General features: G+C 65.6%; 16 protein-coding genes and 1 tRNA gene. 9 read left to right on the plus strand and 8 right to left on the minus strand.

Annotation, left to right across the window (positions count from 1 at the left end; all coding sequences use genetic code 11):
• Window positions 1-520: 520 nt before the first annotated feature.
• Both AB0I04_RS53600 and AB0I04_RS53605 read right to left on the minus strand, forming a co-directional pair.
• Complete coding sequence (locus AB0I04_RS53600; protein ID WP_360904259.1) at window positions 521-874, minus strand: gamma-glutamylcyclotransferase; 354 nt, start codon at window positions 872-874, stop codon at window positions 521-523.
• A 61-nt stretch (window positions 875-935) separates the two neighbouring features.
• On the minus strand, window positions 936-1,514 hold the full coding sequence (locus AB0I04_RS53605; protein WP_360904262.1) for a DUF3592 domain-containing protein: 579 nt from the start codon (window positions 1,512-1,514) through the stop codon (window positions 936-938).
• 415 nt (window positions 1,515-1,929) lie between these two features.
• Here AB0I04_RS53605 and AB0I04_RS53610 point away from each other — a divergent pair, with 415 nt between their 5' ends.
• From AB0I04_RS53610 to AB0I04_RS53620, 3 genes are all read left to right on the plus strand, one after another.
• A complete protein-coding gene (locus AB0I04_RS53610; RefSeq protein ID WP_360904265.1) occupies window positions 1,930-2,409 on the plus strand; it encodes an NB-ARC domain-containing protein in 480 nt (159 codons plus the stop codon).
• A gap of 51 nt (window positions 2,410-2,460) precedes the next feature.
• Window positions 2,461-3,708, plus strand: coding sequence for a bifunctional DNA primase/polymerase (locus tag AB0I04_RS53615; protein ID WP_360904268.1), 1,248 nt, complete (start codon window positions 2,461-2,463; stop codon window positions 3,706-3,708).
• 168 nt (window positions 3,709-3,876) lie between these two features.
• Window positions 3,877-5,298 carry a site-specific integrase gene (locus AB0I04_RS53620; RefSeq protein ID WP_360904270.1) on the plus strand — a complete coding sequence of 474 codons (1,422 nt, stop codon included), beginning with the start codon at window positions 3,877-3,879 and terminating at the stop codon, window positions 5,296-5,298.
• Window positions 5,299-5,432: 134 nt separating this feature from the next.
• Here the strand turns inward: AB0I04_RS53620 and AB0I04_RS53625 are convergent.
• Window positions 5,433-5,505 (minus strand) — tRNA-Arg (locus AB0I04_RS53625).
• A 367-nt stretch (window positions 5,506-5,872) separates the two neighbouring features.
• Between AB0I04_RS53625 and AB0I04_RS53630 the strand changes: the two genes are divergently transcribed.
• Together AB0I04_RS53630 and AB0I04_RS53635 are read left to right on the plus strand one after the other, a co-directional pair.
• Window positions 5,873-6,334 (plus strand): hypothetical protein, encoded by a 462-nt coding sequence (locus tag AB0I04_RS53630; protein ID WP_360904273.1) that lies wholly within the window; start codon window positions 5,873-5,875, stop codon window positions 6,332-6,334.
• A 564-nt stretch (window positions 6,335-6,898) separates the two neighbouring features.
• Entirely contained in the window at window positions 6,899-7,168 is a 270-nt protein-coding gene (locus AB0I04_RS53635) for a hypothetical protein (protein ID WP_360904276.1), read from the plus strand.
• A 393-nt stretch (window positions 7,169-7,561) separates the two neighbouring features.
• Here the strand turns inward: AB0I04_RS53635 and AB0I04_RS53640 are convergent, their stop codons facing one another.
• The 5 genes from AB0I04_RS53640 to AB0I04_RS53660 all read right to left on the minus strand — a co-directional run bounded on the left by AB0I04_RS53640 (window position 7,562) and on the right by AB0I04_RS53660 (window position 11,777).
• Window positions 7,562-7,780: a hypothetical protein gene (locus AB0I04_RS53640; RefSeq protein ID WP_360904279.1), complete on the minus strand. Its 219-nt coding sequence runs from the start codon at window positions 7,778-7,780 to the stop codon at window positions 7,562-7,564.
• Window positions 7,781-8,047: 267 nt separating this feature from the next.
• Window positions 8,048-9,028, minus strand: a complete 981-nt coding sequence (locus AB0I04_RS53645; protein WP_360904282.1) for an IS481 family transposase — start codon at window positions 9,026-9,028, stop codon at window positions 8,048-8,050.
• Between the two features lie 95 nt (window positions 9,029-9,123).
• Entirely contained in the window at window positions 9,124-9,546 is a 423-nt protein-coding gene (locus tag AB0I04_RS53650; RefSeq protein ID WP_360904285.1) for a gamma-glutamylcyclotransferase family protein, read from the minus strand.
• On the minus strand, window positions 9,500-10,681 hold the full coding sequence (locus tag AB0I04_RS53655) for a hypothetical protein (protein ID WP_360904288.1): 1,182 nt from the start codon (window positions 10,679-10,681) through the stop codon (window positions 9,500-9,502). The genes AB0I04_RS53650 and AB0I04_RS53655 overlap by 47 nt, the downstream gene beginning before the upstream one ends.
• Window positions 10,668-11,777, minus strand: coding sequence for a hypothetical protein (locus AB0I04_RS53660; RefSeq protein WP_360904291.1), 1,110 nt, complete (start codon window positions 11,775-11,777; stop codon window positions 10,668-10,670). Before AB0I04_RS53660 ends, AB0I04_RS53655 begins: the two co-directional genes overlap by 14 nt.
• 199 nt (window positions 11,778-11,976) lie before the next feature.
• Here AB0I04_RS53660 and AB0I04_RS53665 point away from each other — a divergent pair, with 199 nt between their 5' ends.
• The 4 genes from AB0I04_RS53665 to AB0I04_RS53680 all read left to right on the plus strand — a co-directional run.
• Window positions 11,977-12,255 carry a hypothetical protein gene (locus AB0I04_RS53665; RefSeq protein WP_360904294.1) on the plus strand — a complete coding sequence of 93 codons (279 nt, stop codon included), beginning with the start codon at window positions 11,977-11,979 and terminating at the stop codon, window positions 12,253-12,255.
• Window positions 12,256-12,639: 384 nt separating this feature from the next.
• A complete protein-coding gene (locus AB0I04_RS53670; RefSeq protein WP_360904297.1) occupies window positions 12,640-12,921 on the plus strand; it encodes a hypothetical protein in 282 nt (93 codons plus the stop codon).
• A 373-nt stretch (window positions 12,922-13,294) separates the two neighbouring features.
• Window positions 13,295-13,897, plus strand: coding sequence for a DUF3592 domain-containing protein (locus AB0I04_RS53675; protein WP_360904300.1), 603 nt, complete (start codon window positions 13,295-13,297; stop codon window positions 13,895-13,897).
• A gap of 704 nt (window positions 13,898-14,601) precedes the next feature.
• A partial coding sequence (locus AB0I04_RS53680; RefSeq protein WP_360904303.1) for a transposase occupies window positions 14,602-14,909 on the plus strand: 308 nt, incomplete at its 3' end.

Here is a 14,909-nt window from a genome sequence, read left to right on the forward strand (position 1 = left end):
CCGTCCAGCGGCCGACCGATCGCAGGCCGTGCACCCACCAGGCCGAGAGGTGACGGCCCCACACGGAACCGCACGAACATGCTCCCCTAATGAGCCGATCGCCCCGACCCCATGGATTGCGCAACCACCCACTGCGATCGTCACGGCCTTCGCCGTAGCTCCCATTCTCCCCCCGTTCTCCTCGTAGCTGCCATCCCTCCGGTCGTGCCCGGTGGGTCAAGGCTCGACCTGTCGACCGCGTCGCGGCCTGGCCTTGACGCACCGGGCACGGCTGGGAGACTCACGCAGCGGGGAGAACGGGCGGCCTGTCGATGGGCTTTGTCTGCGGCTTTCAGTGGTGGTCCGTATCGGGTGGGGCGGCCGTCCGGTCTCGGGCCGGGACCGGCCCGCAGAGGCCGCACGCCCGGCCCGAGGGCCGGTCGGCCGCCCGGCGGCCCGCGCAGCGGGGCGCCCTTGAAGACGTAGAGAAACTCCTCATCCGGGCGGACTGCCCTTCTTGTCCTGTCCCGGTAGATGCTTGTCAGCCGGCTTGTTCCCGCTGCTCGTAGCGTCGACGCCATGCCGCGCAGCGTTCGACGTAGGTCGGAAGGTGTCGCACCTGGAAGTCATCGGCAGACCAGTCGTGGGCCTCGACTTCGGCTCCTGGGTTGCAGACGTATCCCCACCCGTGGCGGCCGTCGACGAGGGCGATACGTGTGAGGTCGTAGACGGGGTCTTCAAAGGCGTCCAGGACGCGCCATTCTTCGGTGGTGAGTCCGGTCAGGAGGAATCCGCGGGCGATGCCGTCGCCGGGGACCAGTCCGGGATAGACCCGTTCGGGCAGCGCGGCGACGTCGTCCCAAGCGATCAGCTGTCCACAAGACCGGGGCAACATCAGTGTCGTACCAGTCCGCCGTGCCCCGAATCTCAGTGTGGTGTACGACCTCAAGCCAGTGTCATTGCTGGTGTTGGACGTCCGCGTTCACTGAAGCGCGCCGACGTTTGGTGATGATGAGTGCACTGAGGATGACAGTGCTTATTGCGAGGTCGCCTACCCCCAACACCTTCAAGGGCGTCTCGTAGTAACCGTTTGGCGCTGAGGGGATGTCTAGCGGCATAGCCGTGGTCGGCTTCGCCGGATCATACAAGACCAATACTTTGCTCTTCATCAACTGCTCAACTGAATTACTGAGGTCCAGGTTCGTTGTGACTGAACCCTTGGGTGTGTCATATCGGACGTCAGCGGCTAGGACCATCCTGCTCCCGCTTGCGTCCGTCGAGGATTTGGTGATCTTTGTGATGGTTGCTATCGCTGAGTGTCCATGCTCGGCAAGGTATTGAGAAGTGGTGGGAAACAAGGTTGACCACAAACCCCATGTCAGCAACCCGGAGCCAGCAACAAGGGCCAATACACCGACCAAGAACCATGAGGAACGCGTCCGCTCCCGGTTGATCAGCCAGACCGCGAAAACAAGACCAGCGATCTCAAGCAGCACCGTAGGGTGCTTGCCGACATACGTCAGAAGCGCGACCATGGGGCCGATGATCCACGAACACTCACAACCAACGCAAGACGGAAGCACGCAAAGCTGGGCCGGGATGCTCTTGCGTGACACTTGGCAGCGCTAGCGTGAGGCCTATCGCCGCAACGTTGAGCGCGGATGGCCGAAGATTGCTTCGGCGAGAGTCTTCCATCCCAGCGTTTTGCGAGGGCGGCTGTTGAGCGTCGCGGCTACCGACCAGGAGTCTGCCGGATGGCCGACTCCCAGAACTGATTAGGAACCGCTGGCAGCCCATGAGTGGCCGGCACCGTACCCCCGCCGACCACAGACTACCCAAGCAAGTGCGCACGACTACCCCGACGGCCAGCTCTACCTGCGGCTGGCGGGAGCATCACCGACCCCGCGGAAGCCATCGGAGCTGCTGGGTGAGATCCTGCACGCTCTTGGCGTGGCGGCGTCGGCGATCCCGCCGATGCTCGCCCAGCGCGCCGCGCTGTTGCGGACTCGGCTGGCGGGCCGGCGGATGCTGCTCGTGCTCGATGACGCCGCCTTACCCGACCAGGTCCAGCCGCTATTTCCGGGCGAGTCCGGATGCGCCGTCATTGTCACCAGCCGCGCCCGGATGCCAGGCGTCGCCACCGGCCGCTCGATCAACCTGGCACCGCTCGACCGCGCCGAAGCACTGCACCTGCTGACCCGCCTGGCCGGACATGAAGGGGTGGGCGCCGAGCCCGAGGCCGCCAACGCTGTCATCGAAGCGTGCGGGCGGTTCCCCCTCACGGTCCGGATCGTCGCTGAGCGCCTGGCCGCGCGCTCGTCGTCGCGAGTACGCCGAGGTCGAAGCCCAGATCGGCCACGCCTTCAAAAACGGCCTGTCGATGGCCCAGATCATCGACCAGGCCGCCCGCACCCGCATCACCCATGTTGAGGACTGGGCCGCAAAATACCCCCCCCGCACCGCGCTGGAGGTTGCTCGCGCATGCCCGCGATCGTCTGCCGCCGCTGCGGCTACACCCTCACCCCCATCTACCCCGGCCAGACCGAACACCCGCTCTGCGCCCCCACCGACACCGCCTCGACCACATCACACGCCAGTGCACCCGCACCGCGGGGCGAAGGCGCGCCGCTCGGGCTCGCGCTCGACCTGGCCGCCCACGGCTGGTACGTCCTGCCGCTGTCAGCGGCCAGCAAACGCCCCCTCGGCAGCTGCCCCACCTGCCGCGACCGCAACGGCCGACCATCGCACCGGATCGAAGACTGCCCGTGTATCCCGGCCGGCGCCTGGTGCCACGGCGTCCGCGCCGCCACCCTCGACGCCGAGCGAATCGCCGCCTGGTGGCAACGCGAACCCGAGGCGATCCCCGGCATCGCCGCCGGACCGTCCGGGCTGGTCCTACTCGACATTGACAGCCACGCCGACGCCCCACCCGCCGAGCTCGCCACCGGGCTGTTGCCGGGCATCGACCTGACGGCCGAACCGGTCTCCCAAGCCCTGTGGAGCGACGCGAGCGTCTTCCACGACGGGCGGGACACCTTGCGGCTCCTCGCCCGCCTACGCGGCGGACAACGGCCCTGGCCCACCGACCCGGGCCACCGGCCCATCACCGTCACCACCCCGTCCGGCGGACGGCACCTGTGGTACCAGGCACCGACCGCCAATCTCCGCCAGGCGCTCAGCCCTCACAGCATCGCCTGGCAGGTCGACATCAAGGCCGGATGGTCCTACGGCATCGCCCCCGGCGCCACCTCCACCGCCGGGCGCTACCAAATCACCGGCGGCGGCCCCGCCCACCCCGGGCACATGCCCGAATGGCTCACGCGCGAAGTCCTCCGCGTCACCGCAACACGCGACCACCGACCCGCACCACCCCGGCCTCGGCCCCGCCCGGCCGGGGCCCGCACCCGCGGGCCGGCCGCCTACCTCACCACCGTCATCAACCGCGGCACCGCCGAGCTGGCCGCCCTCACCGACGGCCGCCAACGCGCCCTCGCCGCACTCGCCTACCAAACCGGCGGACTCCTCGAATGGTCCGGACTGCCCCACGACCAGACCACCGAACAACTCATCACCACGGGCACGACGGCCGGCCTTCCGTACAACCTCGCCGCCCGGATCGTCCACCGCTCACTCACCCGCGGACTCAACGAACCGTTGCCAGAACCCCGGAATTCTCGTAGCCGATCGGCCCCATGGGAGAACCGTCATGTCATCGAAGAAGAACAGTAACTGGCTTACGGTCCAGGACATCTTGGATGACCTGGGAATCCCGCGTCGCACATGGCGGCGATGGCGGGCACTTGGCCGTACGCCCCGATGCAAGCGACTCCCCAACGGAGAACTGCGCATCCGGCGCGACCACTACGAATCCTGGCTCGAATCCCTTGAGGAGGTGGCGTGAACCTCAGTTACGACGTCCGATTCTGGAAGACCCAGCACAACCCGCGAGCCAAGCATCGCCCGTACCGGGTTCGCTGGGTCGTCGGTGGAAAACCGAACAGCGAATACTTCGCCACCATTGAACTTGCAGAAAGCCGGAAGTCGGACCTGATGAGCGCTGCTCGCCGAGGAGAAGCGTTCGATATCGAGACAGGGCTACCACTCTCCGAACTCCGCCAGCAGGAGCAGGAGGCGAAGGCCGTCACCTGGCATCAACACGCGGTCGAATACGTCGACTACAAGTGGCCACGGCTAGCAGCCACCGCCCGAGTTTCGATCGCGGAAGCTCTGGTCACCATCACGTGCGCCCTACTACCCCAGGGAAGTGGACGCCCAGATGACAATATCCTCCGAAGGGCACTCTTTCGATGGGCGTTCAACAAGCGCGACCGTGACACCGAGCGCCCAGCAGAAATCGAGCAGGCGCTCAAGTGGGCGGAGACGATATCACCGCCGCTCACGGAACTGGCCGACCTAAAGACCGTACGCAACATTCTGGATTCGTGCACACTGCGCCTGAACGGTAAGCGGGCAGCCGCCAACTACCTTGCCAGGCGCCGCCAGGTCTTTTATAACGTCCTCAAGTATGCGGTCAGCGAAGAACGACTTACCGCTAACCCTCTCGACGATCCCGAACTCAACTGGGAACGCCCCAGCGACATGGAAACAGATCACGAAGTTGACCCCCGCAGCATCGGCAGCACCGAGCAAGTTGCGGAAATGCTGGCCGCGGTTAGCTACATCGGGCGCCATCAAGGCCCGCGATTCATCGCATTCTTCGGCTGCCTGTTCTACGCCATGATGCGACCCGAGGAAGCCGCTGCGCTCAAGCGCCTAAACTGCGAACTGCCCGACGAAGGGTGGGGATACCTCACACTGGCGGAGACGAAGCCCGCGGCCGGCCGCGCCTGGACCGACACCGGTGACGTCCATGACGACCGGGGGCTCAAGCACCGATCCCGCAAGGCCACTCGCTCCGTACCGATCCCGCCCGTTCTCGTGCGCCTGCTGCGCGAGCACATCGAGCGCTATGGCGTCGCGCCAGATGGGCGCCTGTTCCGGAGCGTCAACGGCAACCCGATTCACCCGACGACGTATGGGCGCGTCTGGAAGCGCGCCCGCGCGCTGGGCCTACCGCCCGAGCTACGGGCCACGCTGTTGCTGGCCAAGCCGTACGACCTCCGGCATGCAGGCATCTCTGTTCGGCTCTATGCCGGTGTGCCGCCCAAGCAGGTGGCCGAGTGGGCCGGCCACAGCGTCGAAGTGCTCCAGCGGATCTACTCCCAGGTCCTTGCCGGATTCGACGACCAGTGGTTCAAGAAGATCGACCAGGTTCTCGGCACCACGACTGACGAGGACGACGGCGCTTCCGAAGGCTGACGGCGCTGTAGCCGCGGTGTAGCCGCAGACACTCGCGCACGGCGGCACCCCGTCGCACACGGCTGCATAACCCAAAGCCCCGCTCGACCGGCGTTCGCGCTGGTCAGCGGGGCTTTTTTCGTGATCAGACTGGGTGCCCCCGGCAGGATTCGAACCTGCGGCACACGGTTTAGGAAACCGTTGCTCTATCCCCTGAGCTACGAGGGCTTGTCGCTGGTCAGAGCTCAGCGGCGAGAGCCGAGCCTACCGGCCGGACCTTGATCATTGCACACATATTGCCCTGAGTCGGGTCCTGGCTTCGACGGCTGACCACCGCCGAGTACAGGGTAGTACGTGGTCGTGGCGGTCCGCGCTCCCCCGGCATGCCGCCTACCTAAACCACGCGACAGGCCCGCTGGGACGACTCAGGCCGGACACCCGGAGCAGCGCCCAGCAGCCCGCCGAGATATGAGCGGTTGCACCGCCTTCACCGTAGGTTGTCCGGATACGGACAGTGCGTAGTCCCGTATGGCGACCTCCGCGTCAACGCTTCACCGGAGATACGGCCGATCGGACCGGCTGCAAAGGGGACGCCATGCACAGGACTCTCATCACGCTCGTGCTCCTGGGCACGCTTAGCGTGACCGGCTGCTCCACCGACAGCCAACCCACCGCCCAGCCCGCCACCCCACCGGTCGCCTCGCCGACTCAGGCCGCAGCGGTCGCCCAAGGCTCTCCTACCCCGTCACCCCAGCAATCGCGCCGGCCCGTGAGGCCGACACATCCCACGGCGCCGCGAGCCTCCCGGCCCACCCACACGACGGCTCCCACATGCGGCGCACCGCCCAACCCATACCGCCTCAACTTCTGCGGACGAGGCAACAAGGTCTACAACCCGCCGGCCGACGTCTGTACCTACTTCGAGTGCATCCCCAACTTCTCGAACGGACACGGCTACATGGTGCAGTGCAACGACGGCACGTACAGCATGTCCGGTGGACGCCCTGGCACCTGCTCCCATCACAACGGCGAGGGAAGGCCCGTACTCCAAGGTTGACGAACAGGACCATCACACGAGGCGAGAGACATGCGCGCTCGCCCGCCGACGGATTTACAGAGGGTCGGCGATTCGACCTACGGTCCCCTGCTGACCTCGGCTTACGCCCCGCCCTCGACCGGGCAGACGCAAGATCATCCCGCGTATATCCCGCGTCCGGCTCTGGTGCGCCGCCGCGCCGGCCTACTCATTACGAGTCATGCTAAGTACGTCCACGGCTGTCCAGGTTCACGTACTGACCATGGTTTTCGGCCTCAAATCGCCCTAGCACATGGGGGTGCCTGCGTACTGTTAAGAGAAGAAGCGCGTGCGGACCAGTGCGGTCCACACGCGCTCCGGTTACTCAGGTCCCAGGGCTACGGCCCTAGGAACCCGTTCGGTCAGGAACCGTACGGTGCGTGTTCGACCTCGCCGCAGCCCGTGTTCAGGCAGCGGCGCCACAACGTCCATGGGTCCAGCAACTCCCAGCCCGACCAGTTGTGGTTCCCGCAATTCGCCATGCTTTGCCCCTTTCTGGTTTGTAGTAAACGCAAGCGATGTTCGCTCGCGTAGAGGACGGTCCGTGTGGCATTGCCGTTGGCAAGCTTCCACATGCACTTCACCCCAACCGGCTCCTCATGGATCAACCAGGCCGAACGCTGGTTCACCTCCTTAGCCGACCAGATGATCCACTGCGGCGCCCACAAGAGCGTCCAAGCCCTGGTAGCCGACATCCGTGCCTGGGCAGCGGACTGGAACACCCACCCCCGCCCATTCATCTGGACCAAGACCGCCGAAGAAATCTTCGAATCCCTCGCACGATTTTGCCGATGTATTTCAGGTGCGGAACACTAGTGCCGCGTCAGGCGACGTTCGCCCTTCTGACAACGGCGTGTAGGCGTTCATTGGCGGCATGTTTGTTCCGCCAGATGATGTAGCGGCGGATCATGGTGGTTGTTAGCGCATCTGTTAGCAAGTCCCTCCCCTACCGCAGCAGGATCACCTGTCCGGAGTGCTCGCCCGCGCGAACGGCGAGACGGTGTGACAGACGGTTTCGCGCGGGTGAGTGCTCCGGCTCGCGGGGGGCTGGGGGTCGCGAGACCCCCGCTTCGGTCTCGCTCAGCCGCTGCGGCCAGTGGCCGGCGCCTCTCCGCCCCGAACCCACGGCGTGATGATGGTCGGCGATGCCAAAAAAGGAACGTGCCGCCGGGGGCCGGCGGCACGTAGTTGGAGCGCCTGTGCTTGGCGCTAGTTGTTCAAGTCGCGCAAGAAGCTGATCGCCCCCAGCACCGCCAGGGGCGCACCCAGCTGGACGGCGTGCCAGTACCCGATCTTGGGGATGACGGGCCACCACACCTCGTGGGCCGTCTCAATGGTCGCCATCAGGAGCCATCCGATGAGTATCAGGAAGACGCCGTACACGACGAACGAGACGATCAGGTGAGCGATCTTGCCGGAAATCTTCATTGGGTTCTCCCTGTTTGTAAACGACTTCAAGGGAGGAATGTCCGGGCAAAAAGCTCGAACGCAACAGTGCGTTCTCTGTCTCCGTGGCGTTCTGCGACCGGTTGGGGCGGTCGTCCGGTCTCGGGACGGGTCGGCCCGCAGAGGCCGCACGCCCGGCCCGAGGGCCCGGCGGCTGCCCCGGCGGCCCGCTTGCGGGCCGCCCTTGAAGACGTAGAGAAAGTTCTCATCCGGCGGGATCCCCCAGCCTGTGCGACCGACGGTGATCGTTTACGCCTGGGCCTGAGTCTTCTGCTTGAGGCGTTCGTAGGGGGTCTGGCCGCCGAGGCCGCCGTGGGGTCGATCGTAGTTGTAGTAGTCCTCCCACTCGCGGAGCTTGTCGTTGAACACTTCGGCGCTGTCGATCAGGACGCCGTCGAGCATTGCGTAGAACTCCTCGGCGTCGATGCGATGTGATCGCTCGACCTTGCCGTTCAGCCGGGGTGTGCGCGGCTTGATGTAGGTGTGGGCGATGCCCTTGTCGAGTACGTGCCAGTGGAATGCCGACTGGAATTCCGCCCCGTTGTCGGTCTGGATGACCTCGACCTGGAACGGCAGGCGTGACAGGACGTAGTCCAGGAACTGGATGGCGGTCTTTTGGTTGAGCTGGGGGTAGATGCGCAGCACGCGCAGGCGGGTGCAGTCGTCGATGGCGGTGAACTGGTAGTACTTGTTGCGGCCGCCGCGGCGGCCGCGGCGGCCGGTGGTGAGGCCGGCGATGGGTTCGATGAACTTCACGTCGATCTGGACGCGGTGGCCGGGCAGTTGCTTCTCGTACCGCTTCCATCGCTTGTCGTGCCGCTTGTAGCGCTGCGAGGCGGGCAGGCGGCCCATGTCGAGCCGTTTGAGGATGCGCCACACGCCGGACTTGCTGATGGTGATGTCGTGGTACCGCTTGAGGTACATGGCGATCTTCTCGGGCCCGAAGTGGTAGTTCTGTCGCAGGTAGATGATCTTCCCGACCACCTCGACGTGGGTGGCGTTCGGGCTTGTCTTCGGGCGCTTGGAACGGGTACGCAGGCCTTCGACGCCCTCGGTCTGGTAGCGCTTGTACCAGATGTAGTAGGCCTGGCGGCTGATGCCGAAGTACCGGCACGTCATCGCGACGTTGCCGGTGACCTCCTCGACGTGTCGGATGACCGCCAGGCGCCGCTTGGCCTCACGGTCCAGCGGCGGATTGGGGCGGTCGAGCTGGGGGTTGGGGGTCGACATGGATGATCTCCGTAGTGGCCGGAGACCCGGGTGTCAACGATGACCGTCAGTTTTAGACATCGGTGCCGGTTTTGTCGTGTCCCGGTAGATGCTTGTCAGCCGGCTTGTTCTTGCTGCTCGTAGCGGCGACGCCATGCTGCGCAGCGTTCGACGTAGGTCGGCAGGTGGCGCGCCTGGAAGTCCTCGGCGGACCAGTCGTGTGCCTCGACTTCGGCCCCTGCGTTGCAGGCGTATCCCCACCCGTGGCGACCGTCGACCAGGGCGATGCGCATGAGGTCGTAGACGGGATCCTCGAAGGCGTCCAGCACGCGCCATTCTTCGGCGGCGAGTCCGGTCAGCAGGAATCCGCGGGCGATGCCGTCGCCGGGGACCAGTCCGGGATAGACGCGTTCGGGAAGCGCGGCGACGCGCCATCCCTCGGCGGCTACCGGTTCGTGGTCGGGGACGCGGTCGATGAGGGCGAACAAGACGTCAGGGAATTGGAGGCTTCCGTAGACGAACAGGGCCTCCGGGTCCACCGATAGGCGGTCCTTCGGGCCAGAGCTCGGCGAGGTCGGCTGGGGTGAGTGGGTCCCGGTATGCGGCATTGAGCACCTCCCGGGACACCTTAACGTCGGCCTCGGCGAGGGCGGTGAACCAGTCGAACCCTGCCGGGTAGGCCCACATGTAGGACCGGTGGGTGGGATCGGCTCCCCGGTCGGCCAGATATCCGGCGATAGTCGTGCCACTCCACCAGGGAACGGCGGCGCGTAGGTGGTCGGCGCACTCGATCGCCGGGGTTCCCGCGTTGAGCGCCCGGTGGACCTGGGCGAGGACGAGCTGGGTGTAGTGACTGAGCCGGACTCGGGCCATGAGCACCTTGTCATCGGGGAGGATGAACAGGGGCCACGCCTGGGCGAGTCCTTCAAGCATGACCTGCTGTGGGCCGTGGATGGACAGCAGGCGGACCCACGGGACGTCTTCGGCTGCTGCCCTGGCCGCGAAGCTGGCGCTTTGCAGCCCGTGCCCGAGGACTTCGTGAAGGGCGAATTGCCTGGCACCCGCCTGAGTGAACTCGACGTTGGGAAGATTGAGCCGCAGGCGAACGCGATCGCCGGCACCATCCAGCCAGTACGCCCAGTAGGCGTCGACCTCGGTCGTCTCGATCGTCAGCGTGTACGGGGCGGTGCTGCCGGTCGCCTCCCTGACGGCGGGTTCGAGCTCTTGGGCGGCCTGGCGGATGGCGTCGGGTGCCTCATTGACATCAAGCAGCCCTTCGGCCTGGCGGAGCTCGGTGTTGGCGTCCGGTCCCCAGCCGATACCGAGATCAGCGAGCGCGCGGCGGGCCATCTCGGCGCGCTCGGCGATGTAGTCGTCCGGCCATCCGGCGGAGCCACACCCTTGGGTCGCGCGGATGTAGTCGTCCAACGAAGGCCGTTCACCGAGAAGTGCACCGAGGAAGGCAAGGTCGGCGTCGAGTCGGCTGGCCGGTGGGCCATCGGCGTCGGGCCGTAGTTCGGCGAGTCTGCGGTAGACGGTGAGCCGATCGGGTGCTGCCTCAACCTGCGGGCCGCCGGGGAAGCAGTCGAAGTCGATGATCGGTGAACCGCCTCGTTCGATCTCGTGGGCGTTCCAGGCGCGAAGAACGGCCTCGATCTCGTCACGCAGGCTCATGCGGGACATCCCATCGCAGTGTGAGGGCCTGGTTGGGGCGCAGGTGGTCACGGGTCAAGGTCATCACGACGTCGTCCCCGTCGTAGTCCCACACCAAAGCGTCCTCAGCTGAGTTCTCCGAACCGTTGGGTTCTTCCTCCATCGCCCAGCAGCGCAGGAGCTGCCGCGCTTGCTGGTGGCGTACGCGGAGCGTGTAGTGCCGCGTGTACCGGGGGGTCGACTGCCGCCAGTAGTGATCGTTTAGGAACTGCCCGCCCTCGCAGACACAGCCGACCGTGGCCATCTCTCCCGGCTGGATGGGCGGCGAGATCTGGCAGGCGAACTTGGACAGGTTCGCGGTGTCATGAACGCGCTGGATCATGACGCGCCGGTCCGGGTCGCTGACCGGCTCGATGGCGAGCCGGTCTCGGGTGTACTCGAACCACACTTCTCGCGACAGCCGAGCCATCGGCTTGTCGCTCAGGTTGAGCAACTGATGCCGGTAGGTCACCCGAGACCAGCCCTCGGGGTCGATGTCGATGTCGACGGTCATCGACAGTTCAACGATGTTCCCCGACAGGGTGGCGAGTTGGGCGGCTTCGTCATCGCTGAGGCGGAGCACGCGTTGCAGTTCAAGCAGTTGACGCCCGAGTCTGCGGGCGGTGTCGCTCGCCCCCTCGACCGAGTTCAGCAGAGCCGGTGATACCGGCGCGGTCATTTCGGCCGGTGTCCCCCACGTGACGTCGCCTTGGGGCGCGTGAAGGTTCTGCTCGATGGCCTTGAGTAGTTCCTCGGCCTTGTCGGTGCCGGCTGGGCTGTCGGGGGGTGGATGTTCGGCCCGGTCTTCGGTGACCCGCTCGAACAGCTGCTCTGCGGTCCAACCAGGGAACATCTTCTCCAGCACCCGGAGATGGTCGGGATATGGAAGCCCCTTGACCTGGCCGGTGGTCCAACGATGAAACTGCGCCCGGCTCGGTCCCACCCCAACGAGAGCGGGGTCAACCTTTCGAGCGGCTTTGTCGTATTCGATGCTGAATGTCCGGTAGGTCTGCCAGTGGCGTTCGCGGAGTAGGACTTTCAACCGCACGGGGGGATTCGTCATCGCCTGGCTTTCCATCACCGCGAACGTAACACGGGATGAGACCTAGATGAGGCGAAGAGAGACCAAGACGTCCGGGATGCGGTCGGCGCGGTATCGCAGTGCGACACGTCTCCCCGCGAGGCTCGTGGGTGTGATCAAAAGCGGGACCGGTGACATGGCGAGGTTGACAGCCGTGGCCCCATGTCACCGGTCCCGCTCCCACCAAGGGGGAGCGTTGGAGACGAGCAAGCACCTGGAGATGGAACTCCTCGCCGAGTTGCGGGCGGCGCTGACCGAACACGACGTCAGATCCGAGATATCTGAGGAAGTGGCGGGCCTGGCCGTCACGACCAAGACCCCCGGCATATGCCTCTGGGTCTTCGTCAGCTTCAGCAACCGCTACTTCTCCTGGGCCGGAGCCAACCACCAACACCCGGTCAACGACGTCACTGGGGCCGCCCGGCGGATCGCCGCTCACGTGCAGGGCCTGCACCTTCTGGACGGTGAGGCATGAGCACCAACCATGACCCCGACTTCGGGCGGGTCGCATCGATCGATCAGGCACGCAAGAAGGCTGCGAAGAGGAGGACCACGGGGTTGACGGAGGTCGAGCGTCAGCTACTGCTCGAAGAGGTCGCGAAGATCTCTGCGGAGTTGTGTGACTTGCAGGTCCTAGCCGCTGATATCGCACGTCGGGTCACGGCTTCCCCGAATACGCGGGCGGAGCGTACCGCCTGATGATCTAGCGCTGGCCTGGGCAGCGCGATGAGCTGCGGGGCCGGTGACGTCGAGCCGATCGGGGTAACTCGTGGCCACACCCGCGTACGTGTGCGCGGAGCAGGAGATTCCCTCTGTTGAGTTCCGTCACCGGCCTCGCTCCCACTCGAAGGAACGAGGCATGAACCACATCGACCATGACCGCGAACTCGGCTTGTTGATCGAGTTGTGCCGGGAGCTGTGCAAGTTCGGTTTCCAGGTGGGGATGAGCGACGCGCGTCCGGCCGTGTTCATCCGGGACACCTCCGGCGGGATCTCCTGGATCGTCGCTCTCGACCGGTCGGGCGAGCGCTTCGAGTGGCGCAACGGGGCAGACGCTCACCCTGTCGCCGACCCGGTGGGGGCGGCGGGTGCGATCGCGGTTGAGGTCTGGAAGCGTGCTGGATTGTCCGGCGCGATGTGATGAGCGCCGCCGTCCTGGCCATCTTGACGTACCGGTTTCCCGGTGCCGTGATCTGGTACGGGGAGCGAACGGCGTCCTGGTGGGCCATGGTCCCGCCTCCGGCCGGATGGCGGCTGGTTGAAGCGGCCGATCCGGATCAGTTGACCCAGGCAGTGATCAAGGCACAGTCGTGGCCTTGGCCCGCTCCGCGTCAGGGGGCGCGCTGGACCCTGGGTGTAGGACAGCACGACTGACGGCCGCCCTGGCGCATGGCGCATGGCAAGCATCAAGTGATCCAAGCCACAGGCCGATATCGGACAGGCCACAGGCCGATATCGGACAGGGAGGTATCTCGGCTTGTTCGCGCCTCACCTGATCCACGATCCTTACTGTCATGATCCTGCTTTACCTGATCGCGGTAGCATCCGGCTTCGCCACCCTGCTGGTAGCCATACGAGGCTTCCCAGAAGGGGGGATCTGGATCGGCTGCGTCGCTGTCGCGATGGGCCTGGCCGGTCTTGCCTGGTCGGCCCAGATAACTTGGCTTCCCACCCTTTCTGAAAGGCTCCAAGACCACGGCCGCCGAGCCAGTGCCGAGGTCTTGTCAGTTAGGCACGGTCAGGCCGACTCCGACATGGTGACCTCAGCCAGGATCCGCTTCGACCCTGGAACGGGCCCCGTCGTCACGTCCCTCGGCACAAGGGACTCGTTCCGCATGCAGATCGAAGACCTCAAGCGGGGCTCGTCGGCCGACATCGTGTACGACCCCGATCACCCTGCCGACGCCATGCCTGCCGACGTCGTGGGCAAGATCGGCCATGATCCGCGCCCCGCTCGCATGTGGTGGCTCTGCGGCAGCTACACCCTGCTCATGGCCACCCTCACGGGCATTCAGATAGTCCGCTATCGCAGAGGCGTCCCGCAGACTTCAAGAGCGCCGCGCAAGGAAGACCTTGTGCCCCCAATTAGGAATTCTGGCGGCTCTGATCACCGGTAAGTCACCGGGCCTGAGAACGTGTTTGAGAAGTGATCTCAGTGGACGAATTCGGGGGGCCTGGGGCCGGCCAGAAGGGTTTCGCTGTTATCCCGCGGCGCTGGGCCGTCGGGTACAAGCCCAGCAGAACGGTCTTGGCGCCGTCGCGGTCTTGCACGCTCGACGAGAGCCGCCCGCCCGGAGGTTCGCCGGTGAGGCGGAGCCTGTCTAGGATCTCCCGCTGACGGACGCCGCCATACGCGAGGGTGCCGCAAGCGAGACGCCAGAGAAATGCCAGCCAACTTTGCGCCATGGCCAGCTTGCAAATGACGACGCCACATGGACTGTCTTCGACGCAAGCGACCGTCGCTTGCGTTTACTCCAATTAGGGGGAAGCATGTCGGACAGCTGCGACCACGACTGGGGAGACTGGCACGACCAGGGCTCCGGCAGAGAGGCGCGCACCTGCAACAAGTGCCCTGCATCGGAGTGGCGCGACAAGCAGTAGTGGCCGAATTCTCGGTCCACTCTGCAAGGTCGGGCGTTTAGCTCGACCCAGTCAGGTTCCTGGGCCCCGGCCCATGCCGGGGCTCCTAAGACCTACGTGAATCGAGCGCGTGGGGACCGCACACTGGTCCCCACGCGTTTCTTTTGTTTCGCATCGTCTGAGTGAGTGTTTGAGAAGTTGATCTCGGTCGGTGTGGCTACGTGATCATCGGTGCCGGTTCGTGCAGGGTGGGCGGGTGTCTCGGGAGCCTCGTTACCCCTCGGATCTGACCGATGAGCAGTGGGCGCTGGTGGAACCGCTGCTGCCACCCGCCGGTGAGGGTGGCAGGCCGGAGAAGCATTCGCGGCGGGCGGTGGTGGATGCGGTGTTGTACGTGGTGCGCACCGGCTGCTCCTGGCGGCAACTGCCTGCGGATTTCCCGCCGTGGCAGACGGTGTACTGGTACTTCGTGCGGTGGGAGAAGCAACGGGTCACTCTGAAGGTGCTCGATACGCTGCGCCAGCAGATCAGGGTGGCCGACGGGCGTGA

Source organism: Actinoallomurus sp. NPDC050550 (assembly GCF_040655075.1).
Classification (GTDB): domain Bacteria; phylum Actinomycetota; class Actinomycetes; order Streptosporangiales; family Streptosporangiaceae; genus Actinoallomurus.